Consider the following 21948-nt stretch of genomic DNA (forward strand, 5'->3'; position numbering starts at 1 on the left):
AGGCGGGCCGTCGCTTCCGGTGCGCGGCCCGGTTTTTTCTGAATGCGCACTTGGCTTGTCCGACGCCTGATTGTGCCGTCTGCCGTTCTGTTTCTGACAGCGGCGGGCGGCTTTTCCGTTTTTGGCGGCAATATCCTGGCCGGAGAGCCGGTTGCCAAGACAGAAAGTCTTGCGGAAACTCTCCCGCTGTCTTCTATCCGCGATGATTTGACCGACGCGGACCGACTACGTGTCGAGGCCGTCACCCGCCCGGCCACCGATTTTTCCAAGGCGGAAAAGTTCGAAGCCATGTCCGGCGGGGCGGGCACGTCGATCGCCTCCGTCAATCAGGACATTCTCTCGCAGTTCTCCGCCAATATCACTTTTGCCGAGGAGGAAAGCTTCAAGCTCGGCAATGCGCTGTTCCGCAAGCTCTGGGTCTCATCGCCGTCGTCGACCCAGGCATCGGATGGTCTGGGGCCGCTCTACAATGCCCGTGCCTGCCAGACCTGCCATCTGAAGGACGGCCGCGGTCATCCGCCGGAAGACTCCGATGATGCGACCTCGATGTTCCTGCGTCTTGCCCGTGCGCCGAAGACCGATGCGGAGCGCGCCGCGATCGCGGCACATGAGGTGCTGAATTTCCCCGATCCGGTCTATGGACAGCAGTTGCAGGATAGCGCTGTTCCCGGTCTTCCTGCCGAAGGCCATATGCGCATTAGCTACGTCGAAATGCCGGTGACGCTGGCGGGCGAGGAAATCGTCTCCCTGCGCAAGCCAAGTTATTCGGTCGATAAGCCCGGTTACGGGCCGCTCGATCCGACAACCACGCTTTCGCCACGGGTGACGCAGGTAATGTCCGGCCTTGGACTGATCGAAGCCATCCACCCTGCCGATATCATCGCGAATGCCGATCCGGACGATGCGGATGGCGATGGCATCAGTGGCAAGCTGCCAGTGGTCCGCGATCCGCAATCCGGCACGCTGGCGCTCGGCCGCTTCGGCTGGAAGGCCCAGAGTGCGACGGTGCGCCAGCAGGCAGCCGACGCGCTGGCGGGCGATATCGGTATTTCATCGCCGGATGCCCGGCGCAGCCACGGCGATTGCACGCCCGCCCAGACGGCCTGCATGGCGATGCCTGACGGCGTGCAGCTGCGGCTCGGCGATACGGAAGCGCCCGATCCGGTCCTCGGTCTCATCACCTTCTATTCGGAAAACCTCGCCGTTCCGGCCCGGCGCAAGGCGAGCTTTGCCGAAACGCTGGCGGGCAAGAAGGTGTTTTACAATACCGGCTGCGCGTCCTGCCATGTGCCGAAATTCGTTACCCGCCGCGATGCCGCCAACAAGGCACATGCGTTCCAGCTGATCTGGCCCTATTCCGATTTCCTGTTGCATGACATGGGCGAAGGTCTGGCCGACGGCCAGCCGGTGGGTGTCGCATCCGGAAGCGAATGGCGCACGCCGCCGCTCTGGGGCATCGGCCTGACCAAGACAGTGAGCGGCCACACGTTTTTCCTGCATGATGGCCGCGCCCGTAACCTGACGGAGGCCATCCTCTGGCATGGCGGCGAGGCGGCAAAAGCCCGCGACCGGTTTGCCGCGTTGGAAAAAGCCGATAGACAAGCCCTGATCACATTTCTGGAGTCTCTCTGATGCGCCACCGGCATATCCTGCTTCTCGGTTTGAGCCTTGCCTTCCTGCCACTCGCTGTCATGGCGGAAGATGAAGAGGCGGTAGCGACACGCGCCGGGCTGAAACTGGATGCCGTACCGGGCGTCATGCAGAAGGCTGTCGACGATTTCATCCGTCCCGGCTACCGCGATCTTCTGGAGGGTACGGAAACGCTGGCTGAGGCCGCGCACACGCTGTGTGAAAAGCCATCGGCCGAGACGCTCGGCGACGTGCAGATGAGCTTTGACGAGGTCGTTCAGCAATGGTCGACGATCGAGATCGTCCGCGTCGGGCCGGTGATCGAAGGCAACCGCTTCGAACGCTTCCTGTTTTTCCCCGATCGCAAGAGCACCGGCCTGAAGCAGGTCCAGCGCATTCTGGCAACCAATGACGAAACCGCCACCTCGGCGGAAAGCCTGAAAGGTAAGAGCGTTGCAGCCCAGGGGCTGGGCGCGCTGGAATATGTGCTCTACGGCACTGGAGCCGAAGTGCTGCCGACCGAAAAGAACGGTTTTCGCTGCCGCTATGGCGCAGCCATTGCCGACAACCTGAAAGCGGTGGCGGGCGAACTTCATGCCGAATGGGAAAAGCCCGATGGTATCCAGTCCGCCTGGAAGAACCCCGGCCCGGATAATCCGGTCTACCGCGATGGCAAGGAAGCCGCCACCGAACTGCTCGGTATCCTCGTTCATGGTGTCGAAGCCATCCGCGATCAGCGGATGCGGCCGTTCTATGCCGGCATCATCAAGGGAGAGCCCGACAAGGGCCATCCGAAAATGGCGATCTACTGGCGCTCCGGCAATACGATGCCGGCGCTCTCGGCGAATTTTACGGCGCTGGAGGCCTTGTTCAACACGGCTGACATGAAGGCGCTGCTGCCGGATGGCAATGCCGATGTGGTGAGTGCCGTGAACTATCTGCTGCAGGCGATCGTCGATGATCTCGACGAGATCGATTTGCCGGTCGAAGAGGCGATTGCCAGCGACGAACAGCGCGGCAGGCTGAACCGCATTTTGCAGAACACCAATGATGTCCTGCAACGGTTGAACCTGGATTTCGGGGCCGCGATCGGGCTGAGCTCCGGCTTCTCTTTTGCCGATGGCGACTGAGCAGAAAAGACCCGTTTTGGCATCTAGCAAGCGGTTGACAACAAACGCACATTGGCGCAATGGATCGGCCGTGTTCACCTGTGAGCACGGCCAAACAAGGATCAACGGATCATGAACCCCGACAGTCGAAGTAGAGCTTCGATTTTTTCGACCGTCAGGCCCTGATCACAAGGGGTGTCCGCTGGCGGTCGATGACTTGCCAGATTGGAACCCGACATGCTGCGCATTTATTCCTGCCAGAACAATCACCTTGCCCTTATCGATGCCATCCCGGAACTGGCTGAAGCCACCCCGATCGTGTGGTTCGACCTGTTCAATCCCGCTCAGGATGAAACCCGTATTGTCGAGCAGCATCTCGGCATCGAAATTCCGACGCGCGATGAAATGCAGGAGATCGAACTTTCCGACCGCCTGTATCAGGAGGACGGCGCCGAGTTCATGACGATGACGGCGGCCACCGAACTCGATGGCGACAACCCGATCAAGGTGCCGGTGACCTTCATCCTGAAGGGCGCGACACTGGTGACGGTCCGCCACGCCGATCCAAAACCGTTTCATCTCTATGCCGCACGCATGCAGCGCCTGAATGGCGTGTCTTGCGAAAGCGGCGAACTGGTCATGCTCGGGCTGCTGGAAGCAATGATCGATCGCACGGCGGATGCGCTGGAGCGGATCGGCAACGAGATCGACGGGATTTCACGGGAAGTGTTTCGCAAGAACCATTCGAGCGTCACCAAGAAGACCCGCGACCTGCAGTCGCTGATCGAGCAGATCGGCCAGAAGGGCGATTTCCTCAGCGTCATCCGCGAAAGCCTCGTCAGCGTCGGACGTCTCGTTGCCTATCATACGGCACTGGATGGGATCGGCACGCGCAAGGCGATCAAGGAAAGCCGCCAGCGGATCAAGCTGATCCAGCGCGACGCGGCATCGCTCGGCGACCACGCCCTGTTCCTGTCGAACAAGATCAATTTCCTGCTCGATGCGACGCTGGGCCTGATCAATCTCGAGCAGAACCAGATCATCAAGATCTTCTCGGTGGCCTCCGTCGTCTTCCTGCCACCGACCCTGGTCGCCTCGATCTACGGCATGAACTTCGATGCGATGCCGGAGCTGAAATTCCAGTTCGGTTATCCGCTGGCGCTGTTCATCATGGTGCTGTCGGCCTTCCTGCCGTTCCTCTATTTCAAGCGGCGGGGCTGGCTTTAAGCCGAGAATTTTATGATGATGCCGAGCAATTGCTCCACTCTGCCGTCATCCTCGCCCTTGTGGCGGGGATCCAGCCCGCTCACGTCCGTGAGCGAAAGACTTCTTTCACGCGACGGACGTCGCGTGGCTGGATTCCTGTGACGAGCACAGGAATGACGGAGGGGAAGGGCCAAGCCGGTCAACGGCAATCGATGCTGACGGAAACCTCATGGCATACCAAACCATCTTCACAGGCCAAATTCTCACCGACCGCCGCACCTTCCTGACAATGGCCGGTGCCGCCTGGGCAGCGACCCTTGCCCCGACAGCCGCCTTCGCCCTGTCACGCACTGACGCCATCTATGCCTCCGCTTTCATGGCGCCCGATGGGTCCTATGGTGTTGCGACACTGACGGAAGAAGGGGCGATCATCGAGCGGGTGCCGCTGCCGGCCCGCGCCCATGGGATGACCTGGTCGCCGGTCACCAACCGCGCCGTCGCCTTTGCCCGCCGTCCCGGCACCTATGCGATGATCTTTGCGCCGGATGACAGCGTGAAGCCGATCGTCATCACTTCTGTCGAAGGCCGGCACTTCTATGGCCATGGTTGCTTTTCCGCCGATGGCCGTCTGCTCTATGCCACGGAAAACGATTTTTCGGGCAATCGCGGCATGATCGGCGTCTATGACGGCACCAACAGCTTTGCCCGCATCGGCGAGTTTCCTTCCTATGGCATCGGCCCGCACGACATGACGCTGTCGGCGGATGGGCGGATGCTCGTCGTTGCCAATGGCGGCATCGAGACCCATCCGGATTTTGGCCGCACCAAACTCAATCTCGACCACATGGAACCGTCTCTGGCGCTGATCGATACGGCCACCGGCGCACTGATCGAACGTCACGCGATGCCGGATAGCCTGCGTCAGCTCTCGACCCGCCATGTCGATATCGATGCGAATGGCAAGGTCTGGTTCGCCTGCCAGTACGAGGGCGCCCGCAACGACCTGCCGCCGCTCGCCGGTTCCTTTGCGCGCGGCGAGGACCTACGCTTTCTCGCGCTGCCGGAAGAAACGACACTGGCGCTCGCAAACTATGTCGGCGCCATCGCCGTCAACCGGCGCGAAGGGTTGGTGGGCCTGACATCGCCGAAGGGAGGCGTTGAGGTGACGGTCGATGCAAAGACCGGCCGGGTCGTGCGGCAGGACAGCCTTGCCGATGCGGCCGGGATCGCGCCATCGGCGCAAGGTTTCATCGCGTCGTCCTATTCGGGCGCGTTCGGCGAAACCCAAAGCCGGGTCGCCTGGGACCAGCATATCGTCAGGGTCGGCACGCTCTGATCACAGGCCGATCAGCGCTTTAAGAGAGGAGCAATATCCTCCCAGAGATAGGCAACCTGCTCGTAGTGCCTGTCATCAAGCCAGATACTGGTCGTTTCGACCGCTGTTGCACCCAGTCGCTCGTAGAATTGCCGGTTGGGATTGCTGGCCAGAACCCAGGCAAACAGCGATTTTGCCCCTTGTTCCACACAATGTCTCGCTGCCGAACAGACAAGCGCCGTGCCGATCCCAAACCCCTGATGTTCAGCCCGGACATAGAGCGCATAGATCTCGTGGATAGTGTCGGGCGCGGTGCCGCGCCCCGGACCGAAATTGGCAAAGCCGATGATCTCTTCCGTCGAAGGCTCCACCGCGACGAGATAGCCGACACCCGGAGCGCCCATCCTGCGGGCGTGGCGCATAGCCTGCTCCTCGCGGGACATACCGTCGAGAAAATCGTCTGCCAGCAAGCCGCGAAAGGTCGATCGCCATGTATCGACCAGCACCCCGGCGATCATGAACAGATCATCGCCGGTGCCTGGCCTGATCGCAAAAGGTCTGTGCTCATCCATCAAAGCGACATCGTGATTGCAGGTGGCAAATTAAAAGTCCGGTCCATCTGGCGCTTGGTTCAAGCTCGCCCTATGTCCGCCGCATGAACCGTATCCTGATCCATATCCTCTTCATTGTCATCGTTCTCGGCTGCGGCCTGTTGATCGGCATCAACAATATTCCCGGCGAATGGTACCAGTCGCTGGTCAAGCCATCCTTCAATCCACCCAACTGGATTTTCGCACCGGCCTGGTCGATCCTCTATGTCATCATCGGTGTTGTCGGCGCTCGCACCTTTCTCAATCATCGCCGCACCACCGCCATGCGTTTCTGGGTGGCGCAGATGATCTTTAATTTTGCCTGGTCGCCGCTGTTCTTCGGGTTTCAGGAAATTGCCATGGCGCTGATCGTCATCATCGCGCTGTTGATCTCGATCACCGGTTTCATCGTCGTCAGCCGGAAGCAGGATGATCTCTCGGCGCTGCTGTTTACGCCCTATCTCGCCTGGGTCGCCTTTGCCACATTGCTCAACACGTCGATTTTCCTCATGAATTGAGGCTTGTCCTTGTTTTTCCACCATGCGACTGTCTGCGCACCAGCAACCTAGGCAATAGAGAGCACACGGTGGAATTTCGCGAGCGCATCCGCAAGAGTTTCGATCGGCAGGCCGCCATGGCAACCATCGGGGCAGAATTGACGCGGGTGGAGCAGGGGTCGGTGGAGATCGAGCTGCCGTTCGATGAGAAGCTGACCCAGCAGCATGGTTTCCTGCATGCGGGCATCATCTCGGCAGCACTCGATGCCGCAGGCACCTATGCCGCCTATTCGGTGATCGATCCCGATGCCTCGATCCTCACCATCGAATTCAAGGTCAACCTGATGTCGCCAGGCCGCGGCGAACGTTTTTTGTTTCGCGGCGAAGTGACCAAACCCGGCACGACGATCATCGTTTCCGACGGGCGCGGCTATGCGATTTCGCAGGATGGCCCGGCCAAGCTGATCGCCTCGATGACCGGAACGATGATGGTGATCCGTGGCCGCGAGGGGATCGAAGGATGATGTTTGAACTGAAGCATGTGGCGGATAAGAGCCTGCTCTACGTGATGGCCGTCGATGCCGAATACGGCGTGCACCTGCGCGAGCGCATTTCGCCCTTGATGACCGGCGTCGGCCCGGTCGAGGCGGCCGTGACGTTGACCCGCACGTTGGCCGAATTGTCTCACCGCAACAGCCTGCCCGGTCTCGTCATCTCGCTCGGCTCGGCCGGTTCTGCCCGGCTGGAACAGGCCGAAGTCTATCAGGCTACCTCGGTTGCCTATCGCGATATGGACGCTTCGCCGCTCGGCTTTAAAAAGGGCGCGACACCGTTTCTGGATCTTCCTGTAACGGTCGATCTGCCCTTGCGAATTCCTGGCGTGAAGACAGCCAGCCTTTCGACCGGCGCCAACATCGTCTCGGGGTCTGCCTATGAGACCATTGCTGCCGATATGGTCGAAATGGAAACCTTCGCCGTGTTGCGTGCCTGCCAGTCGTTCAGCCTGCCGCTGATCGGGCTGCGCGGGATTTCCGATGGCAAGGCCGAACTCAAGCATATCGGCGACTGGACGGAATATCTGCACGTCATCGACGAGAAGCTGGCGAGCGCCGTGGATGCACTGGAAAAAGCCGTCAAAACCGGCGAAATCGCCGTCTGAGGCCGCAAAATTGTCCGGGTGCAATGTAATCGTTGCGCTTGGGGCTGCCTTTATTTAAAGGCTCGCCATAGTTCCCCATCAAATGATACCAAGCCAACGGAAGCGCGTCATGACAGCGACAGTCCATCCCGATACCGTTCTCATCGTCGATTTCGGCAGCCAGGTCACCCAGCTGATCGCGCGGCGCGTCCGCGAGACCGGCGTCTATTGCGAGATCGTCCCCTTCCAGTCGGCCGAAGAAGGCTTCAAGCGCCTCAACCCGAAGGCCATCATCCTGTCCGGCAGCCCGGCTTCGACGCTCGACATCGGCTCGCCGCGTGCGCCGCAGCTGGTGTTTGATAGCGGTGTGCCGGTTCTCGGCATCTGCTACGGCCAGCAGACCATGTGCGAGCAGTTGGGTGGCAAGGTCGAGGCCGGTCATCACCGCGAATTCGGCCGCGCCTTTATCGAGATCGACAAGGAATGCACGCTTTTTGACGGCATCTGGACCGTCGGCTCCCGCCATCAGGTCTGGATGAGCCATGGCGATCGCGTTACCGCGATCCCGGATGGTTTCGAGGTCGTCGCCACCTCGCCGAACGCGCCGTTTGCCTTCATCGCCAACGAGGCGAAGAAATTCTACGCCGTGCAGTTCCATCCGGAAGTCGTGCACACGCCGGATGGCGCCAAGCTTTTGGCCAATTTCGTCCACAAGATCGCCGGCCTCAAAGGTGATTGGTCGATGGCCGCCTATCGCGACAAGGCCGTTGCCAATATCCGGGCGCAGGTTGGGGACAAGCGCGTCATCTGCGGCCTGTCGGGTGGCGTGGATTCGTCCGTAGCGGCTCTTCTGATCCATGAAGCAGTCGGCGACCAGCTGACCTGCATCCTCGTCGACCACGGCCTGATGCGCAAGAACGAGGCGGCCGATGTCGTTGCCATGTTCAAGGAGCACTACAATCTGCATCTGGTGCATGTCGATGCATCGGACATGTTCATCAATGCGCTCGAAGGCGAGAGCGATCCGGAAACCAAGCGCAAGACCATCGGCCGCCTGTTCATCGACGTGTTCGAGGCGGAAGCCAAGAAGCTCGGCGGCGCCGATTTCCTTGCCCAGGGCACGCTCTATCCGGATGTGATTGAAAGCGTTTCCTTCACTGGCGGTCCGTCGGTCACCATCAAGTCGCACCACAATGTCGGCGGCCTGCCTGATCGTATGAACATGCAGCTGGTCGAGCCGCTGCGCGAACTGTTCAAGGATGAGGTCCGCATTCTCGGCAAGGAGCTCGGCCTGCCTGACTCGTTCATCGGCCGCCATCCGTTCCCGGGTCCGGGCCTTGCCATCCGCTGCCCGGGCGGCATCACCCGCGAAAAGCTCGAAATCCTGCGCGAGGCCGATGCCGTCTATCTCGACGAAATCCGCAAGGCTGGCCTCTACGATGCCATCTGGCAGGCTTTTGCCGTGTTGCTGCCGGTCCAGACCGTCGGCGTCATGGGCGATGGCCGCACCTACGAATTCGTCTGCGCCCTTCGCGCCGTCACCTCGGTCGATGGCATGACTGCCGATTTCTACCACTACGACATGGACTTCCTCGGCCGCGCCGCCACCCGCATCATCAACGAAGTCCGCGGCATCAACCGCGTGGTTTATGACGTGACCAGCAAGCCGCCCGGCACGATCGAGTGGGAATAACGCGACCGGTGGCGATGTCGTAAATTCGGCAGCGGTTTTCGCTGCCGGGGTGCCACCATCGTATTGGTTCTCACTCCTGCAAAATGGTATTGGCCTTCACCCGGCCGGCTTGCGCCGGAATCTACGGTGCGGAACGTATGAAGCCGTGCCAAGGCCGCCATAAACTGGTAAGCGCAGCACCCGATAGTGCCAAAACTGGGAGAGCCGTGGGCACCAGCATGTGTCCAGGGCTCTGGCTGACGATTATCCGGCCTGGCTTCCGGCTTGGTTTCGGTCGAGTTCATCCAGCGCAGAAGAGTTGGTCTCCGCCCAATCGTAGAGCGCGCGCAGCGGCTCGACGAAGGTCTGGCCGAGTTCAGTGAGCGAATATTCCACCTTCGGCGGCACCACGTCGAACACGTTGCGCCTGACCAGTCCGCTGGCTTCTACCTCCCTGAGTGTCTGAGTCAGCATTTTCTTGGATACGCCCGGCAGCGCCCGCTCTAACTGCCCTGTACGCATGGTGCCGTGGCTGAGCGCGTAGAGGACCATCGACGTCCATTTGCCATTCAGAATGTAATGAATGCGGCGCTGGGGACAGTTTTCCCGCAGGATGAAGTCCTTGGCGCGCGTGGGCTCGTCATTATTTTTCATGGTTACCATTTAGTCCCTACTTACAGAAAAAACCCTACATCATATATGGGCTCTATAACAGAGGCATTTTGCCCCTGGTTTGGCCTCCGGGCCGATTTTGGAGACAAGACAATGAAAGCAGCGGTTATCAGAGCCTTTGGCGGACCCGAACAGATCCAGGTAGAGGATGTCGCAACCCCGTCCCCGGGTCGGGGCGAGGTGTTGGTCAAGGTCCAGGCGGTCGGCATCAACCGTCTGGATCACTATGTCCGTCTCGGACACATCACCCCCGAGCTTGCGTTTCCGCATATCTTGGGTTCAGACGCAGTCGGCGAGGTTGTTGGCCTCGGGACCGATGTTTCCGGCTTGAATCTCGGCGATCGCGTCATTGCCATGCCGGGATACCCGACCGATGCTGCGGAAGCTGACATCCGGCCGGTGACCGCTGCAGCGAGCTATGCGATTCCCGGCATCCAGATATCCGGAACCTACGCCCAATACATCGTTGTACCGGAGCGCTGGCTCCTGCGTGACACCACGGGCCTGCCTGCCGAACAGATCGCCGCGCTGCCGGTTTCCCTGTTGATCGCCATCCGCGCAGTGCAACTCGTCGGCGAGGTGAAGCAGGGCGACCACGTTCTGGTCCATGCAGGCGCGTCGAGCACCGGCATGATGAGCATCCAGGTGGCGCGCGCCCTTGGTGCGCGGGTGGCAACGACCGTGCAGAACGAGCCTTCGGCGAAGCTTGCGGCCAGCCTTGGCGCGGAACTGGTGATCAACAGCGAAACTGAGGATTTCGTTGAAGCGGTGAACAAGTGGACCGGCGGACGGGGCGCCGACGTCGCTATCGACAATCTCGGTGGGGATGTTCTGGCGCGCACCATAGCAGCCGTCAAACCGCAGGGCATCATCGTGGCGATGGGCTTCATGGCCGGCACCGAGGTGAGTTTCGACATCCGCAACTTCTTCTTCACGCAGAAGCAGTTGCGCGGTACGCTGGTTGGCGACATTGAGGACTTCGCGGCCTGGCTCGATCCGATCAAGGCAGGCCAGATCAAGCCGGTGATCGACAGCATCCTGCCGTTGTCGGGGGCGGCCGAAGCCCATCGCCGTATCGCTGCCAACGAAGCGCAGGGCAGCATCATCCTCATGCCATGGGCTGCCTAGGAACGGCCGATATACGGGAGTGAACGTGATGACTGACGATGTCATGCACAGGTTGGAGGCGCTCGGTGTGGCGCTTCCATCACCGCCCCGGCCGCTGGGCGCCTATCGTGCGGTGGTCGAGGCTGGCTCGATGCTCCATGTATCGATGCAAGGGCCGCTTTTGGATGGGCGCTTCGCCTATACGGGCCTGCTCGGGCGCGACCTGTCGGTGGAGGAGGGCCGCGAGGCAGCGAAGCTTTCGGTCCTGAATGCTTTGGGTCAAATTCACGCCCATCTTGGCAGCTTTGACCGGATCCGGCAGATCGTGCGGCTGGAAGGGCAGGTGGCCTGCGCGGATGACTTCTTCAGTCATCCGCTCGTACTGGATGGTGCGTCCGAACTGCTGGCCGCCGCGTTCGCGGAAAGGGCGGGGCATGCCCGCTCAGTGGTAGGGGTTCGCAATTTGCCGGGAAATGTCCCGATCGCGATCACTCTGACCGCAGAACTCTATCCCAGCTAAGGCGGCTCGGCAGCGAGAGCACACAAACTCCTGCTTCTTGATCCGATTTCAGACGGGCAGGTCGCCGGCGAGCCTCGGCAGCATCTGGACTGCGAAGTCCATGAACATCCGTACCGGCCGGGAGATGTGGCGATTGCCGAGATGCACGATCGATAGATCGCGCGTCGGGAAATGCCATTGTGGCATGACTTCGACCAGCCGCCCGCTTGCGAACAGAGCGGGCGAGACGATCGGCGGCAACTCGCCGATTCCCCCGCCCGCCGCCAGCAAGGCTGCCAGCCCCGTAAAGTCGTTCATCGTCACTTGCGGCTTGAAGCTGACGGTCTCGCGCACGCCGTCCCGTTCCAGGGTCCAGCGGTGTTGCTGCGACCAGTAGGCGAAGGCGAACAGCTGATGATCGGACAGCTCGCCGGGATGCTCAGGCGCGCGCCGTCCTTCCAGATAGGCCGGGCTTGCCACCAGGCGATGGCGATAGCGCAGGACAGGGCGCGCGACCAGGCTGGAATCCGCGAAGGGGCCAAGACGCAACGCCAGATCTATCCCCTCCGAGATGTGATCGACATGGCGGTCGGCGACGAGTACATGCACCTCGACCGCCGGATAGGCTGCCCGAAAGGCGCCGATGAGCGGCGCCAGCAGGTTTTCGGAGATGCTGGGCGGCGCCGACAGCCGCAGTGTGCCGCGTACCTGCGAAAGCCGGTTGGAGACGATGCTGTCGACAGCCTCGCTGACCTCCGCGCCGCGTTGTGCCTGCTCGAGAATCTCCGCGCCAACATCCGTCAGCCGCAGGCTGCGTGTCGAACGCTCGAAGAGGCGGACGTCGAGCTGGTTCTCCAATTCGGCGATCCTGCGGCTGACGGTCGAGACAGGCATGGCCGAACGCCGGGCTGCCTCTGAAAAGCTACCGGTTTCGGCGACGCGGGCAAAGATCACCAGGTCGTTCAGGTCGATCATGATTTTCTCAAATTCGGGAAAATTATTACCAATAAACGTATCTAATCCCAAAAATGGAAATGGTCCATTGTGTCGATATGGCAATTCCGCCGACATTCAGGGAACTATCGATGACCAAGATCACAACCACCCTTCTGGCTGGCGCCGCGCTGGCCCTGGCGCCCGCAGCGAAAGCTGCAGAACGGACCGGCGACGCGGCTGCCATCGAGCATGTGCTGCGCACCTATGAAAAGGCGCTCAATGGCTCGGATACCGACGCTGTTATGCAGCTTTATGCTCCCGACGGTGTCTTCATGCCGCAGCATAGCCCGTCGAGCGTTGGCGCCGACGCAGTGCGGACAGCCTATCAGAACGTGTTCGGTGCGATCCGGCTGTCGGTTCGTTTCGACATCGCCGAAATCGTTCAGGTGGCGCCCGAATGGGCCTTCGCGCGGACCAACTCGTCCGGCACCGTTACCATTCTGGCCAACGGCCAGACGTCTGCAGAGGCCAATCAGGAGCTGTTTGTCCTGCAGAAACTCAGTTCTGCCGATTGGAAAATCGCCCGCTACGGCTTCTCCACCACCAACCCGCCACGTCAGTAAGGATGAGGACAATGCCCGCAACAATGAAGGCAGCCGTCATATACGAGGCAGGAGGCCCTGAAGCGCTCGGACTTGAAACACGGCCGGTGCCCGTGCCGGGAAAAGGGCAGGTGCTGATCCAGGTGAAAGCCTTTGGGCTCAATCGCTCGGAGTTGTTCACCCGCCGGGGCCTTTCGCCGACCGTCGCCTTCCCGCGTATTTTAGGGATCGAAGCGGTCGGGATCGTCGTGGAGGCGCCAGGGGGAATGTTTGCCCCCGGCGATATCGTCGCCACTGCGATGGGTGGAATGGGGCGCGAGTTCGATGGCGGTTATGCCGAGTATGTCTGCGTGCCCGCCACCCAGGTACAGAAACTCAAGACGGCATTGCCGTGGGAGACGCTCGGCGCAATGGCCGAAATGCTGCAAACGGCATGGGGATCGCTGTTCAACGCGCTGCAGCTCAAGGCGCGCGATCGTTTGCTTATTCGCGGCGGAACCACATCCGTGGGCCTGGCCGCAGCGGCAATCGCCAAGAAGCACGGCGCGTTTGTGCTGGCGACGACGCGCAATCCTGCCCGCGAACGCTTGCTGCGCGAGAACGGCGCCGACCAGGTGTTGATCGACAGCGGCGACATCGCGGGACAGGTCCGCGAAATCTGCCCAAATGGCGTCAACAAGGTGCTCGAACTGGTTGGCACGACGACTTTGAGGGACTCGTTGCGCGCCACCCGCCCACATGGCGTTGTCTGTATGACGGGAATGGTCGGCGACCAATGGTCGTTTGATCAGTTCAGCCCGATGGAGGCCATCCCGACGGCGGTGTCGCTGACCACCTATGCAGGCGGGTCAGAGGATTTCATGCGAACCCCGTTACAGTTGCTGGCCGATCAGGTCGCGGCGGGCATCCTTCGCATCAACATTGGCCGCGTATTCAAGCTTGACGACATCGTCGAAGCGCATCGCACGATGGAGACGAACATGGCCGGCGGGAAGATCGTTGTTCTGACCTGAATAATGCGACGGGCAATCTCAGGGGAAAATGGCCGACTGGCCGCGAATGCCGCGGGCAACCGGCCATTTTCGATCGCTCATCCTGCACCCCATCGCCACATGCCCCGGATGCAGGCGTTTAAGCCGGTTGCTGTTGTGTCGTGCAGTGAATTCCACCGCCGCCTGCAGCGATGCCGTCAATGTTCAGCTGGATGATTTCACGCCCCGGAAACAGGTCCCGGAGAATGTCGAGGGCATTGTTGTCCGCCGTGCGGTCGCCAAACTCGGGGGCGATGACGGCGCCGTTGCAAACGTAGAAATTGATGTAGCCGGCAGCGAACTCTTTGTTTTCATATTTCCTGCGCACGGCTGACGGCCCCTGCATGACCACCACATCCAGTTTGCGTCCGTTGACATCCGTTGATTGCCGCAGGATGTCCAGGTGGCGTTTGGTGACGGCATGGTCATAGGATTCCGGGTCCATATCCAGCCCGGCCACGACCACACCCGGGGTGGCGAATCGCGCATAGAAGTCGGTATGGCCATCGGTGATGTCCATGCCGGCAATGCCCGGCAGCCAGATAACCTTTCGTATTCCGAGCAGGCGGGAGAGTTCCTTTTCGCACTCTGCCTTGCTCAGGCCGGGATTGCGGTTGGCGTTGAGCACGCAGCTTTCGGTGATGATGGCTGTGCCTTCGCCATCCACCTCGATACCGCCGCCTTCGAGCACCAGGTTGGTCTCGATGAATTCGGTTTTGACCGTTTTGGCGATGAAACCGGCGACCTCGGCATCATCGTCGTGCTCCTGCTTGTCACCCCAGCCGTTGAAGTTGAAGCCGACCGCGTCCACTTGCGCAGCCTGATTCTTGACGAACACCGGCCCGGTATCGCGCATCCACAGGTCGTCGATCGGCTGCACCACCAGCGTCACCGAGGGGCCGCACAGGCGTGCCGCGATATCGTATTCCTCCTCGCGCACCAGCATCTTCACAGGTTCGTGCGCCGCAATCGCCTTGGCTATGCTGGCCAGGTTTTCTCTGGCCACGGGAAGCAGCTTGCGGCCCCAGACATCCGCGCTGGGTCCAAAGGCCATCCAGGTCGCGGCATGGGTCGCCCCTTCATCGGGCATCGTCCACGCGCTGTCTTGAGCAAGAGCCGTCGTGTTGAGGCCGTTGGCAAACGCGCCCGTTGCGAGCGCGCCTCCGGAAACCAGCAGGCTCCGCTTCAAGAAATTACGCCGTTTCATCATCAAGAACTCCTAACGCGAATGGGTGGATGCGGTGTTTCAGCGGTGACCAGCGCCCAGCCGCAGTTTTGTATTGTCTGCTACAATCACGCCGCCGGTTGCTGCTGGGTGATGCAATGGATACCACCACCGCCGACGGCGATGTTGGCAATGGGAACCTGGCGCACCGTGCGGCCGGGAAACAGCGCTTCGAACGTCTCGCGCACCAGATCGTCGCTGCGCACGCCATAGCGCGGCATGATCACGCCGCCATTGACCAGATACGAATTGACATAGGACCGGCAGAATCTGTCACCAACAGCCTCGACTTCCGCCGCCTCGGGAATGGTGATCAGCTTGATGCGCCTTCCCTTGGCATCCGTCTGGCCTTCGAGCACCCGGATATTGGCCAGATTGATGGCGTGCCACGGGGATTGTGGATCTCCGGCACCCTCGATCAGGACAGTACCGGGTGCAACGAATGTGGCAATACCGTCGACATGGCCGTCCGTCTCGATTTCTTCCGGATTGCCAGGCAACCATATCACCTTGTCGCCGCCAAGCATCTCTTTGAGTTCCTGCTCGATCTCGTCCCGCGTCCAGTCCGGATTGCGATTGATGTTGGGAAAGCAGCTTTCTGTGGTGAGGATGGTGCCTTCACCGTCCACCGACACGCCGCCGCCTTCCGCGACCAGGCGCGAATTGAACGTGCGGGCTTTTGCCTGCTGAAGCACATAGCCGGCAAAAGCGTCGTCCTTGTCATACGGGTGATATGCTCCACCCCAGGCGTTGAACCTGAAATTCACGCCGGCCCGCGCGCCGTGATCATCGACGAGAAAACAGGGGCCAGCGTCGCGCGCCCAGGAATCGTCGATCGGGATGATCGCCAGCTCGATGTCGGTGCCCAGCATCGCGCGGGCTTCTGCCGCATCCTCCGGCCGCACCGCCATGGTGACCGGTTCGAATGCACGGATGGTATGGGCGACCGCCGCATAGTCGCGCTTGGTGGCGGCGATATCGTCCCAGAACCCGGCTCTTGCCGGCCACATCATCCAGCTGCGCTCGTGACGCTCCCATTCCGCCGGCATGCGGAACCCGGACTGTTTTGGCGTGGCGGTGCCATTGGTGTTTTGCATTATTGACCTCAGGATTAAAATTATTCATCAATGACACTGCAGAAGCTCATTGAGAGTGATCCTGATGGTAAAAGCTCTGCAATCGGTCCACAAACGCGAATCCTTCAGGGGTTGGATGAAAAACTCTCATGTGAACCCATATCGCAACCTGCCGCCGATGGCGGCGATGGCGGGTTTTGAGGCCGCCGCCCGGCTATCCAGTTTCTCGCTGGCAGCACAAGAGCTGAACATGACGCAATCGGCAGTCAGCCATCAGGTCCGCGCATTGGAAGAGCATCTCGGGCAGCCGCTGTTCCTGCGCCTCAACCGGCGCGTCGAACTGACCGATGCCGGGCGGGATTTCCACGACACCGTCGCTGCCACGCTGGAAACACTGCGGCTGGGCGTTCGCAGGCTTGGCTTCTACACCAAGCCCGGGTCGGTCGTGCTGGCGATGCCGCCATCCCTTGCCTCCGGCTGGTATATGCCGCGGCTGGCAAGACTGAAGGCCGACCATCCGGACATGGAACCATGGCTGGTGACGACGCAAGAGGAGGTGAACCTGGCCGAATCCGAAATCGACATCCTGGTGAAGCACGGGCGCGGCAATTGGGACGGCATGGTATCGGTTGCCCTGTTTACCGACACGGTATGGCCGATGTGCGCGCCGTCCTTAAGATCTACGATGCCCGCCAATCCGGACGGACGAGTACTCCTTGATTTTCCAATGATGCATGACGAGACGGAGGACGACTGGCAGAAATGGTTTCTGGCCGGTGGGCTTGATGGCGGCGCCCTCGTCAAAGGCCTTAACTTCTCCGATTCCGGCGTCATGCTTGATGCCGCCGCGCGCGGTTTCGGCGTCTGTCTCGGCAGCGTCAACCTGGCGTCGGAACGGTTGGCGAAGGGCGAACTGGTACTCGCCGGTGACAGGGGAATGGCCTCGGCCAAACCCTTCATGCTGGCAGCCCATCCCCGCAATCTGCGGCACCCGGTGGTAACAGCACTCTGGGATTGGCTGGTGGCAGAGGCTGATCGATCAAGGCCAACGGAAAACAGTCAGACTCAAGTAAACCCGTCTGCGTTGGCGTTGGAATAGGATAAGCCCCATGTCGGGGGTCGTCGCTATTGGTTTGCAGAAACAGAGACGTCGATCTCGGTGCAGCAATCTCCGTTGGTGGGATGGAAGTCCACGGAACACGCCGTGATGACCAGCAAAAGATCACACTCCGTCCGCAGCACGACAAATCCGCCGGGCGGATTGATTGACGCGAAAACGTCCAGCTTGCCATCGGGCGATGGCAGTGAGTTTTGGAAGAAATCGACGGGGTCGGGGACGAAGGGAAGAGAAATGTTCTCTTCCTGCATCGCCTTCAACAGATTGTCCCGGCAGTTGGCATGGCCAGGCAGGCCTGCCCGTTCGAACAAGGCGGCATTGCAGGCCGGAAACAGCATGTCGTGCGGGCCGGGCGAACCGTTTTCAACCAGCGTCAGCAGAGGTCGACCTTTGTCGCTGTAAAAACTCTCTCCGACGGCGGGAAACAGGCTTTCATTGATATCGCGCGTCTGCGACGTGCTCAGCCAATCCAGTGTATCCCCCACCACAAAAGCCCACAGATCAGAGACCTGCTGTCCCTTCGGATCGATAATGCGGATAAATTCGCCGGCGGAGACGCGGATAGCCTGGCCGGAGTAGGGCGCAATGCGGACCGAGCTGTGATCTGATGGTTCTGATTTTTCGTCCATTGTCGTCCACGCCCCTGCTGCCTCGATTTGCATCACGTTTGATGCTCGACATTCCAGCTGCAGCACACTTAAATTTCGAGCCCCGATCAGAGTGGATCGCCGGTCATGACGATGCCTGTCAGGCCTCTCTTGGGAAGGCCTGACGATTCTTGAGTGCCATGAAACGGCACTGGCGCTCACGTTCGTGTCAGGCGCCCTTCGACCACATCGGGGTCAATGCCGTGACCTGTGGCGGGCCGGACAGGAGAGGTTCGACGTCCTTCAGATAGGCCGCATAGCTCTCCGTCTTCAGGAAGTCCTGGGCCGCTTCGGCGCTGGTATATTGCTGGAATGCACAGATCGAATCCGGATCGGCGTTGTCGAAGCAATAGAAGTAGGCGATATGGCCCGGATTGGCCGCAATGGCGGGTGCCATGTGGTTTTCCCATACTTTCTGGACTTCGTCCCGTTTTCCGGGTTGGGTCTTGTGCTTGATAATCACTGCAAAGGACGTCATGGGGTCTCCATTGATTGAAAAGGCAGGGCCAATTCGCGGGTTTCTGAAAAACGTTCAAGCCAATTTTCTTCATCCGATGCTTCAGCCAGCCGCATAACTGCGGGCGGGAAAGCCTTCGGGGTCGTCTCAACCGAGGCGCACCAGCATCTTGCCGACATTTGCTCCCTCAAAGAGACCTATAAAAGCCTCCGGTGCGTTCTCCAGGCCATCGACGATGGTATCACGCAGCTTGACGCGGCCGCCGCTGATCCAGCCGGACATGTCGCGCAGGAAGTCCGGCATCAGATCGACATGGTCGGATACCAGCATGCCTTGCAACGTGATGCGTTTTTCCACGGCGAGAAAGATGTTGGCAGGGCCTACCGGCGCGCTGCCGGTGTTGTAGCCGGAAATCATGCCGCAGAGGATGAACCGTGCCTTCGGGTTGGCGACCGTCAGCGCGGCTTCCAGATGGTTGCCGCCAACATTGTCGAAATACACGTCGATGCCTTCGGGCGCAGCCGCCGCCAGTGCCGCGCCGAGGTCGGGATTGTCGCGGTAATTGATGGCAACATCGACGCCGAGCTCGTCTTTCAACCACTGGACCTTGTCGGCCGATCCGGCCGTGGCGATGACGCGGGCGCCCATGAGCTTGGCGATCTGCGCGACCAGACTGCCGACCGCGCCGCTGGCGGCAGAAACAAACACAGTCTCTCCACGCTGCAGTTTTGCAATCCGCTTGAGGCCGGCATAGGCGGTCAGACCGGGAAAGCCCAGAGCGCCGAGATAGGCCTGGACAGGGATCTTGCCGGTGGGATCGGCGTCGATCTTCATGGCAGTGGCGGCATCAATCAGTGCGTGCGAACGCCAACCGGCAAAATGCGCCACCAGGTCGCCAGCCTTCAGCGCAGGGTCGGCCGACTGTTCGACGATGCCGACAGCGGCGCCATCAAGCGCCTGTCCCAGCTGGAAAGGCGGGATGTAGCTTTCACGGTCCACCATGCGGCCGCGCATATAGGGATCGACCGAGATCCACAGGTTTCGCACCAGCGCCTGTCCCGGCTGGGGTGGAGCAAGGCGGGTTTCGGCCTGTTCGAAATTGCCAAGGGTAGGCAAACCGGCGGGGCGGCTCTTCAAATGGATTTCCTGGGCAAGGGGGGCTGGACTGTGCATGACGATCTTCTCTGTTGGGATGCTTCTGTATCGAATGATTGGATGTTATGTTCGAATTGATCGGATAAAAATCTCAATTTTTCGACGATAATGATCGATCTATTGAATGTGTGGAGGGCGCATGCGGATATCGCTGGAGCAATGGCAGGCCCTGGTGGCCGTGGTGGAGCAGGGCGGCTATGCCCGGGCGGCGGACCATCTCAACAAGACGCAGTCCACCATCAGCTATGCGGTGCGCCAGATCGAGGAACGTCTCGGTGTCGGCGTCTTTGAAGTTCAGGGCCGCAAGGCGCAGCTCACCGAGGCCGGCCAGGTGCTCTACCGGCGTGGCAAATCGCTGGTGAACGAATCCGCACGGCTGGAACGGGCGGCGGGCAATCTGGCGCAGGGCCGAGAGAAAGAACTGCGTCTGGCGGTGGAAAGCCTCTTTCCCACGGACCTGTTGCTGCGCTGCCTGCAGCGCTTCGCTGACGAATCTCCGGAAACCCGTATTGAGCTGTTCGAATCGGTGGTCGGCGGCACCGACGAGCTGCTGCTGGGCGGTCATGTGGATCTGGCGATCTTTGCGGATGGGGTGCCGCAGGGCTACACCGGCGATGTGCTGCTGAGATATCGCGCACTGGCAGTGGCTGCTCCGTCGCACCCACTGCATCAGTTACAGCGCGATCTATCGGTGGAGGATCTACGGGCTCACCGTCATCTGGTCATCCGCGACAGCGGCCAGCAGCGCCAGCGCGCCAGCGTCTGGAACGTTGCCGAACAGCGCCTCACCGTCAGCCATAAATCAACTTCGGTGCGTGCCGCCTGCATGGGGCTTGGCTTTGCGTGGTATGTCGAGGACTGGATCCGCGACGAGCTGGAGAGCGGCCAGCTGCTTCCCTTGCCGATGATTGCCGGTGCCGAGCGCTGGGGCTCACTCTATCTGGTCTATCCCGACCCGGACGGCGCGGGACCGGGCGCACGCCGGCTCGGTGCGCTCCTGAAGGAGGCAGCGGCGCAAGAGCGTGGCACGGACTTTCAGGCGCCCTGAGCTTTGGCTTTTCCGCCACCGGTGCATGGACGGCGAAACGGATGTTCAGCGGTGAACCCGGCCGCTCACAACAAAAGCGATTGCTGCGCCGGCTCCGGCGTGCCGGCATGGACGCCTTCCAGTTCCAGCATGCGGACCTTGGAGGTTGCGCCGCCAGGGGCGGAGAAGCCGCCGACCTTGCCGCCGGCGGCGAGCACGCGGTGACACGGAATGATTAAAGGCACCGGGTTCTTGGCCATCGCCTGACCGACATCACGGGCGGCCTGCGGTCCGGCGCCAAGCTCCTTGGCGAGGCTGCCATAGGTGGTCGTATGCCCCCAGCCGACGCGGCGCAGCGCATGGTAGATCTGCCGGAAAAATTCGTCCTGACCATCAAGATCGACGGCTACATCCGAGAAATCGATGGTCTCGCCGTCAAAATACCGCCTGATGGCAGTGATGACCTCGCTGATCGCCGGGCTCGGTGCCCCGGGGTCGGCGCCCGGCACACGGCGCAGCACGTTGCGTTCGGTGGCTTCAGCGCTTTGCGCCGGCAATTGGAACCGGGTGATGCCGATATCGTTCCAGGCAATACCGCAATAGCCGCCGGCCGTTTTGAAGACGTGATAGGTTTGTGCTTTCTCTGCCATCGTTCCGTTCCTTCCGTTCCCCGCGCAAGGCGGCGGGGTCAAACATACACTGGCGTCCGTCAGGCCGCCGCGTTCAATCGGTTGCGCTCCAGTGCCAGCAGATATCGCTTGGCATCCAGCCCACCGGCAAAACCATGCAACTGGCCATCCGATCCGATGGCGCGGTGGCAGGGCACGATGATCGACACCGGATTTCTGCCATTGGCCGCTCCCATCGCCCGGTATGCCGTGGGATGACCGATCTGCCTCGCGATGTCAGCATAGGTCCGGGTTTCGCCGAAGGGTATCGTCAACAGTGCGTGCCAAGCCGCCTTCTGAAAATCGGTGCCGGCCAGATCAAGCGGGACAGTAAAGTCCGTCCGGCCGCCTGCGAAATATTCTCCCAACTGCCGTTCCGTTTCAAGCAGAACAGGGTGATCCGGGCTCTCTGACCGTTCGCCGAGCCGTACCCGTTTCGGGTCATCGTTCTCCCAGAGAATGGCAGCCAAACCCTCGTCCCGGGCAACCAGTTCAAGTCTGCCGACGGGCGAGGCGATGATTTTGTGAACGTAGATCATGGCCGCAGTTTCGCGCAGTTTTCAGCATCCCGCC

Annotated in this window: 24 protein-coding genes; 14 read left to right on the forward strand and 10 right to left on the reverse strand. The window is 60.8% G+C overall.

Features of this window, described 5'->3' with window-relative positions:
* Window positions 1–42: 42 nt before the first annotated feature.
* The 4 genes from ACQY8Q_RS14075 (at window position 43) to ACQY8Q_RS14090 (ending at window position 5280) form a co-directional block, all read left to right on the forward strand.
* Window positions 43–1632, forward strand: coding sequence for a di-heme oxidoredictase family protein (locus ACQY8Q_RS14075; RefSeq protein ID WP_428427139.1), 1590 nt, complete (start codon window positions 43–45; stop codon window positions 1630–1632).
* Complete coding sequence (locus ACQY8Q_RS14080) at window positions 1632–2759, forward strand: imelysin family protein (protein ID WP_428427140.1); 1128 nt, start codon at window positions 1632–1634, stop codon at window positions 2757–2759. Before ACQY8Q_RS14075 ends, ACQY8Q_RS14080 begins: the two co-directional genes overlap by 1 nt.
* Window positions 2760–2975: 216 nt before the next feature.
* Window positions 2976–3965 carry a magnesium transporter CorA family protein gene (locus tag ACQY8Q_RS14085; protein ID WP_428427141.1) on the forward strand — a complete coding sequence of 330 codons (990 nt, stop codon included), beginning with the start codon at window positions 2976–2978 and terminating at the stop codon, window positions 3963–3965.
* A 208-nt stretch (window positions 3966–4173) separates the two neighbouring features.
* The gene (locus ACQY8Q_RS14090) at window positions 4174–5280 is read left to right on the forward strand and encodes a DUF1513 domain-containing protein (RefSeq protein ID WP_428427142.1); all 1107 of its coding nucleotides are present in this window, start codon (window positions 4174–4176) and stop codon (window positions 5278–5280) included.
* A gap of 11 nt (window positions 5281–5291) precedes the next feature.
* Here ACQY8Q_RS14090 and ACQY8Q_RS14095 read toward each other — a convergent pair whose 3' ends face one another.
* Window positions 5292–5831 (reverse strand): N-acetyltransferase family protein, encoded by a 540-nt coding sequence (locus ACQY8Q_RS14095; RefSeq protein WP_428427143.1) that lies wholly within the window; start codon window positions 5829–5831, stop codon window positions 5292–5294.
* Window positions 5832–5914: 83 nt separating this feature from the next.
* Between ACQY8Q_RS14095 and ACQY8Q_RS14100 the strand changes: the two genes are divergently transcribed.
* From ACQY8Q_RS14100 to guaA, 4 genes are all read left to right on the forward strand, one after another.
* Window positions 5915–6367 (forward strand): TspO/MBR family protein, encoded by a 453-nt coding sequence (locus tag ACQY8Q_RS14100; RefSeq protein ID WP_428427144.1) that lies wholly within the window; start codon window positions 5915–5917, stop codon window positions 6365–6367.
* Between the two features lie 116 nt (window positions 6368–6483).
* Window positions 6484–6870 (forward strand): PaaI family thioesterase, encoded by a 387-nt coding sequence (locus tag ACQY8Q_RS14105; RefSeq protein WP_234937238.1) that lies wholly within the window; start codon window positions 6484–6486, stop codon window positions 6868–6870.
* Window positions 6867–7505 carry a 5'-methylthioadenosine/S-adenosylhomocysteine nucleosidase gene (locus tag ACQY8Q_RS14110; protein ID WP_428427145.1) on the forward strand — a complete coding sequence of 213 codons (639 nt, stop codon included), beginning with the start codon at window positions 6867–6869 and terminating at the stop codon, window positions 7503–7505. The genes ACQY8Q_RS14105 and ACQY8Q_RS14110 overlap by 4 nt, the downstream gene beginning before the upstream one ends.
* 109 nt (window positions 7506–7614) lie before the next feature.
* The gene (gene guaA / locus ACQY8Q_RS14115; RefSeq protein ID WP_428427146.1) at window positions 7615–9177 is read left to right on the forward strand and encodes a glutamine-hydrolyzing GMP synthase; all 1563 of its coding nucleotides are present in this window, start codon (window positions 7615–7617) and stop codon (window positions 9175–9177) included.
* Window positions 9178–9420: 243 nt separating this feature from the next.
* Here the strand turns inward: guaA and ACQY8Q_RS14120 are convergent, their stop codons facing one another.
* Window positions 9421–9810: a winged helix-turn-helix transcriptional regulator gene (locus tag ACQY8Q_RS14120; protein ID WP_428427147.1), complete on the reverse strand. Its 390-nt coding sequence runs from the start codon at window positions 9808–9810 to the stop codon at window positions 9421–9423.
* 111 nt (window positions 9811–9921) lie between these two features.
* Here ACQY8Q_RS14120 and ACQY8Q_RS14125 point away from each other — a divergent pair, with 111 nt between their 5' ends.
* Window positions 9922–10956, forward strand: a complete 1035-nt coding sequence (locus ACQY8Q_RS14125) for a quinone oxidoreductase family protein (RefSeq protein ID WP_428427148.1) — start codon at window positions 9922–9924, stop codon at window positions 10954–10956.
* A 28-nt stretch (window positions 10957–10984) separates the two neighbouring features.
* Window positions 10985–11455, forward strand: coding sequence for a RidA family protein (locus ACQY8Q_RS14130; RefSeq protein ID WP_428427149.1), 471 nt, complete (start codon window positions 10985–10987; stop codon window positions 11453–11455).
* 48 nt (window positions 11456–11503) lie between these two features.
* On the opposite strand, the gene ACQY8Q_RS14135 is transcribed toward ACQY8Q_RS14130, so the two are convergent.
* Window positions 11504–12409, reverse strand: a complete 906-nt coding sequence (locus ACQY8Q_RS14135; protein WP_428427150.1) for a LysR substrate-binding domain-containing protein — start codon at window positions 12407–12409, stop codon at window positions 11504–11506.
* A 110-nt stretch (window positions 12410–12519) separates the two neighbouring features.
* On the opposite strand from ACQY8Q_RS14135, the gene ACQY8Q_RS14140 reads away from it, so the two are divergent.
* Entirely contained in the window at window positions 12520–12993 is a 474-nt protein-coding gene (locus ACQY8Q_RS14140; RefSeq protein ID WP_428427151.1) for a YybH family protein, read from the forward strand.
* 11 nt (window positions 12994–13004) lie between these two features.
* The gene (locus ACQY8Q_RS14145) at window positions 13005–13985 is read left to right on the forward strand and encodes a zinc-binding alcohol dehydrogenase family protein (RefSeq protein ID WP_428427152.1); all 981 of its coding nucleotides are present in this window, start codon (window positions 13005–13007) and stop codon (window positions 13983–13985) included.
* Window positions 13986–14103: 118 nt separating this feature from the next.
* Here ACQY8Q_RS14145 and ACQY8Q_RS14150 read toward each other — a convergent pair whose 3' ends face one another.
* On the reverse strand, window positions 14104–15213 hold the full coding sequence (locus tag ACQY8Q_RS14150; RefSeq protein ID WP_428427153.1) for an agmatine deiminase family protein: 1110 nt from the start codon (window positions 15211–15213) through the stop codon (window positions 14104–14106).
* Between the two features lie 83 nt (window positions 15214–15296).
* Complete coding sequence (locus ACQY8Q_RS14155) at window positions 15297–16325, reverse strand: agmatine deiminase family protein (RefSeq protein ID WP_428427154.1); 1029 nt, start codon at window positions 16323–16325, stop codon at window positions 15297–15299.
* Window positions 16326–16455: 130 nt separating this feature from the next.
* Between ACQY8Q_RS14155 and ACQY8Q_RS14160 the strand changes: the two genes are divergently transcribed.
* Complete coding sequence (locus ACQY8Q_RS14160) at window positions 16456–17403, forward strand: LysR substrate-binding domain-containing protein (RefSeq protein ID WP_428427155.1); 948 nt, start codon at window positions 16456–16458, stop codon at window positions 17401–17403.
* Between the two features lie 26 nt (window positions 17404–17429).
* Here the strand turns inward: ACQY8Q_RS14160 and ACQY8Q_RS14165 are convergent, their stop codons facing one another.
* From ACQY8Q_RS14165 to ACQY8Q_RS14175, 3 genes are all read right to left on the reverse strand, one after another.
* Entirely contained in the window at window positions 17430–18116 is a 687-nt protein-coding gene (locus ACQY8Q_RS14165) for a DUF1989 domain-containing protein (protein ID WP_428427156.1), read from the reverse strand.
* A 121-nt stretch (window positions 18117–18237) separates the two neighbouring features.
* Window positions 18238–18546 carry a putative quinol monooxygenase gene (locus tag ACQY8Q_RS14170; protein ID WP_428427157.1) on the reverse strand — a complete coding sequence of 103 codons (309 nt, stop codon included), beginning with the start codon at window positions 18544–18546 and terminating at the stop codon, window positions 18238–18240.
* 126 nt (window positions 18547–18672) lie between these two features.
* A complete protein-coding gene (locus tag ACQY8Q_RS14175) occupies window positions 18673–19698 on the reverse strand; it encodes an NADP-dependent oxidoreductase (RefSeq protein ID WP_428427158.1) in 1026 nt (341 codons plus the stop codon).
* Window positions 19699–19804: 106 nt separating this feature from the next.
* On the opposite strand from ACQY8Q_RS14175, the gene ACQY8Q_RS14180 reads away from it, so the two are divergent.
* Complete coding sequence (locus ACQY8Q_RS14180) at window positions 19805–20728, forward strand: LysR family transcriptional regulator (protein WP_428427159.1); 924 nt, start codon at window positions 19805–19807, stop codon at window positions 20726–20728.
* 65 nt (window positions 20729–20793) lie between these two features.
* On the opposite strand, the gene ACQY8Q_RS14185 is transcribed toward ACQY8Q_RS14180, so the two are convergent.
* Window positions 20794–21357 carry a methylated-DNA--[protein]-cysteine S-methyltransferase gene (locus ACQY8Q_RS14185; protein WP_428427160.1) on the reverse strand — a complete coding sequence of 188 codons (564 nt, stop codon included), beginning with the start codon at window positions 21355–21357 and terminating at the stop codon, window positions 20794–20796.
* A gap of 59 nt (window positions 21358–21416) precedes the next feature.
* Window positions 21417–21914: a methylated-DNA--[protein]-cysteine S-methyltransferase gene (locus tag ACQY8Q_RS14190; protein WP_428427161.1), complete on the reverse strand. Its 498-nt coding sequence runs from the start codon at window positions 21912–21914 to the stop codon at window positions 21417–21419.
* Window positions 21915–21948 lie beyond the last annotated feature (34 nt).

This window comes from Pararhizobium sp., from assembly GCF_965279435.1.
GTDB lineage: Bacteria > Pseudomonadota > Alphaproteobacteria > Rhizobiales > Rhizobiaceae > Pararhizobium.

What these genes read in the sequence shown, in the direction of transcription:
- ACQY8Q_RS14075 (WP_428427139.1), top strand. Translation starts at nt 43, where the DNA reads ATGCGCACTTGGCTTGTCCGACGCCTGATTGTGCCGTCTGCCGTTCTG.
- ACQY8Q_RS14080 (WP_428427140.1), top strand. Translation starts at nt 1,632, where the DNA reads ATGCGCCACCGGCATATCCTGCTTCTCGGTTTGAGCCTTGCCTTCCTG.
- ACQY8Q_RS14085 (WP_428427141.1), top strand. Translation starts at nt 2,976, where the DNA reads ATGCTGCGCATTTATTCCTGCCAGAACAATCACCTTGCCCTTATCGAT.
- ACQY8Q_RS14090 (WP_428427142.1), top strand. Translation starts at nt 4,174, where the DNA reads ATGGCATACCAAACCATCTTCACAGGCCAAATTCTCACCGACCGCCGC.
- ACQY8Q_RS14095 (WP_428427143.1), bottom strand. Translation starts at nt 5,831, where the DNA reads ATGGATGAGCACAGACCTTTTGCGATCAGGCCAGGCACCGGCGATGAT.
- ACQY8Q_RS14100 (WP_428427144.1), top strand. Translation starts at nt 5,915, where the DNA reads ATGAACCGTATCCTGATCCATATCCTCTTCATTGTCATCGTTCTCGGC.
- ACQY8Q_RS14105 (WP_234937238.1), top strand. Translation starts at nt 6,484, where the DNA reads ATGGCAACCATCGGGGCAGAATTGACGCGGGTGGAGCAGGGGTCGGTG.
- ACQY8Q_RS14110 (WP_428427145.1), top strand. Translation starts at nt 6,867, where the DNA reads ATGATGTTTGAACTGAAGCATGTGGCGGATAAGAGCCTGCTCTACGTG.
- guaA (WP_428427146.1), top strand. Translation starts at nt 7,615, where the DNA reads ATGACAGCGACAGTCCATCCCGATACCGTTCTCATCGTCGATTTCGGC.
- ACQY8Q_RS14120 (WP_428427147.1), bottom strand. Translation starts at nt 9,810, where the DNA reads ATGAAAAATAATGACGAGCCCACGCGCGCCAAGGACTTCATCCTGCGG.
- ACQY8Q_RS14125 (WP_428427148.1), top strand. Translation starts at nt 9,922, where the DNA reads ATGAAAGCAGCGGTTATCAGAGCCTTTGGCGGACCCGAACAGATCCAG.
- ACQY8Q_RS14130 (WP_428427149.1), top strand. Translation starts at nt 10,985, where the DNA reads ATGACTGACGATGTCATGCACAGGTTGGAGGCGCTCGGTGTGGCGCTT.
- ACQY8Q_RS14135 (WP_428427150.1), bottom strand. Translation starts at nt 12,409, where the DNA reads ATGATCGACCTGAACGACCTGGTGATCTTTGCCCGCGTCGCCGAAACC.
- ACQY8Q_RS14140 (WP_428427151.1), top strand. Translation starts at nt 12,520, where the DNA reads ATGACCAAGATCACAACCACCCTTCTGGCTGGCGCCGCGCTGGCCCTG.
- ACQY8Q_RS14145 (WP_428427152.1), top strand. Translation starts at nt 13,005, where the DNA reads ATGCCCGCAACAATGAAGGCAGCCGTCATATACGAGGCAGGAGGCCCT.
- ACQY8Q_RS14150 (WP_428427153.1), bottom strand. Translation starts at nt 15,213, where the DNA reads ATGATGAAACGGCGTAATTTCTTGAAGCGGAGCCTGCTGGTTTCCGGA.
- ACQY8Q_RS14155 (WP_428427154.1), bottom strand. Translation starts at nt 16,325, where the DNA reads ATGCAAAACACCAATGGCACCGCCACGCCAAAACAGTCCGGGTTCCGC.
- ACQY8Q_RS14170 (WP_428427157.1), bottom strand. Translation starts at nt 18,546, where the DNA reads ATGACGTCCTTTGCAGTGATTATCAAGCACAAGACCCAACCCGGAAAA.
- ACQY8Q_RS14175 (WP_428427158.1), bottom strand. Translation starts at nt 19,698, where the DNA reads ATGCACAGTCCAGCCCCCCTTGCCCAGGAAATCCATTTGAAGAGCCGC.
- ACQY8Q_RS14180 (WP_428427159.1), top strand. Translation starts at nt 19,805, where the DNA reads ATGTGTGGAGGGCGCATGCGGATATCGCTGGAGCAATGGCAGGCCCTG.
- ACQY8Q_RS14185 (WP_428427160.1), bottom strand. Translation starts at nt 21,357, where the DNA reads ATGGCAGAGAAAGCACAAACCTATCACGTCTTCAAAACGGCCGGCGGC.
- ACQY8Q_RS14190 (WP_428427161.1), bottom strand. Translation starts at nt 21,914, where the DNA reads ATGATCTACGTTCACAAAATCATCGCCTCGCCCGTCGGCAGACTTGAA.